Source organism: Micromonospora sicca, assembly GCF_003172935.1.
Lineage (GTDB): Bacteria > Actinomycetota > Actinomycetes > Mycobacteriales > Micromonosporaceae > Micromonospora > Micromonospora sicca.
Genome location: NZ_QGKS01000372.1, coordinates 1 through 1,888 on the forward strand (window position 1 = coordinate 1; position 1,888 = coordinate 1,888).

Consider the following 1,888-nt stretch of genomic DNA (forward strand, 5'->3'; position numbering starts at 1 on the left):
CGCCGCCGCAGCCAAGGAAAAACCGACCGAGAGATCAAACGCTGCCTCAAGCGCTACATCGCCCGCGAAATCTACCGACGCCTCGAAACCCCGCCCTCAGAGCTTGACGCAGCATAGGAGCGTCCGGTTAGCGTCTTCTCCCACCACCGCCGCTGGTCGGCGGTGGCGGGAGGAGGCAACAGTGGGCCGCTACGTCGTCGGCGTGGACTTCGGCACGCTCTCCGGCCGGGCCGTGGTGGTCGACGTGGCCGACGGCGCCGAGCGGGGCAGCGCGGTGCACGCGTACCGGCGCGGGGTGCTCGCCGACCGGCTGCCGGACGGACCGGCGCTGCCGCCGGACTGGGCGCTGCAGGACCCGGAAGACCACCGCGAGGTGCTGCGGACCGCCGTGCCCGCCGCCGTCCGCGCGGCCGGCGTCGACCCGGCCGAGGTGATCGGCATCGGGCTGGACGCCACCTCCTGCACGGTGCTGCCCACCATGGCCGACGGCACCCCGCTCGCCGAGCTGCCCGAGCTGCGCGACCGGCCGCACGCCTGGCCGAAGCTCTGGAAGCACCACGCCGCGCAACGGCAGGCCGATCGGATCAACGCCCTCGCCGCCGAGCGCGGCGAACCCTGGCTGGCCCGCTACGGCGGCCGGGTCTCCGCCGAGTGGCAGCTCGCCAAGGCGCTGGAGGTGCTGGAGGACGACCCGGCGGTGTTCCGCCGCGCGGAGCGCTGGATCGAGACGGCCGACTGGCTGGTCTGGCAGCTCTGCGGCCGCCCGACCCGCAACGTCTCCGCCGCCGGCTTCAAGGGACTACGCCAGGACGGCCGCTACCCGGCCCCCGACTTCCTCGCCGCGCTCCACCCCGAGCTGCCCGACCTGCTGCCAAAGGTCGACGGGCCGCTGGTGGAGTCCGGTGCCCGGGCCGGCGCGCTGACTGCCGAGGCGTCCGGATGGACGGGCCTGCCGGCCGGCGTCGCGGTCGCGGCCGGCGCCATCGACGCGCACGTCACCGCCGCCGCGGCCCGGTCGGTCGAGCCGGGCCGGATGCTCGCCGTCCTCGGCACCTCCACCTGCCTGATCATGAATTCGGACGCCTGTCACGAGGTGCCCGGGGTGTGCGGCGTCGTCGAGGGCGGGGTCACCGCCCGCGGCTGGGGCTACGAGGCTGGGCAGAGCGGCGTGGGTGACATCTTCGCCTGGTACGTCGAGCGGGCCCTGCCCGGGTCGTACGCGGACGAGGCGCGGCGGCGCGGGGTCTCGCCGTACGAGCTGCTGGACGCCCGCGCCGCCGACCAGCCGGTGGGCGGGCACGGGCTGCTGGCGCTGGACTGGCACAGCGGGAACCGCTCGGTGCTGATGGACCACGAGCTGAGCGGCGTGCTGGTCGGGCTGACCCTGGCCACCCGGCCGGAGGAGATCTGGCGGGCGCTGCTGGAGGCCACCGCGTTCGGCGCGCGGACGGTCGTCGAGGCGTTCACCGCGGCCGGGGTGCCGGTGGACGAGTTGACCGCGGCCGGTGGGCTGACCGCCAACCGGCTGCTGCTGCGGATCTACGCCGACGTGCTGCGCCGGCCGCTGCACGTGCTGGACGCCGCGCACCCGGCCGCCCTCGGCGCGGCGATCCACGCGGCGGTGGCGGCCGGGGCGTACCCGGACGTGGAGGCGGCCTCGGCGGCGATGGGCGCGCGGCACCGCGAGACCTGGCGCCCCGACCCGGCCCGCGCCGCCGCCTACGACGACCTCTACGCCGAGTACCGCGCCCTGCACGACCACTTCGGCCGGGGAGGAACCGACGTCCTGCACCGCCTCCGCGCCCTTCGCAACCGCGCCCACCACACCCCCGGCGCCTGTTGATCAAGAGGTTCGCGTCTCCGGGAAACCCGCGGATCAGGCGCAAAC

Annotated in this window: 1 protein-coding gene; it reads left to right on the plus strand. The window is 75.5% G+C overall.

All coding sequences use genetic code 11. From position 1 onward, the window contains the following. The first annotated feature begins 181 nt into the window (after positions 1-181). Positions 182-1,843: a ribulokinase gene (locus DKT69_RS29860; RefSeq protein ID WP_109804792.1), complete on the plus strand. Its 1,662-nt coding sequence runs from the start codon at positions 182-184 to the stop codon at positions 1,841-1,843. The last annotated feature ends 45 nt before the right edge of the window (positions 1,844-1,888 follow it).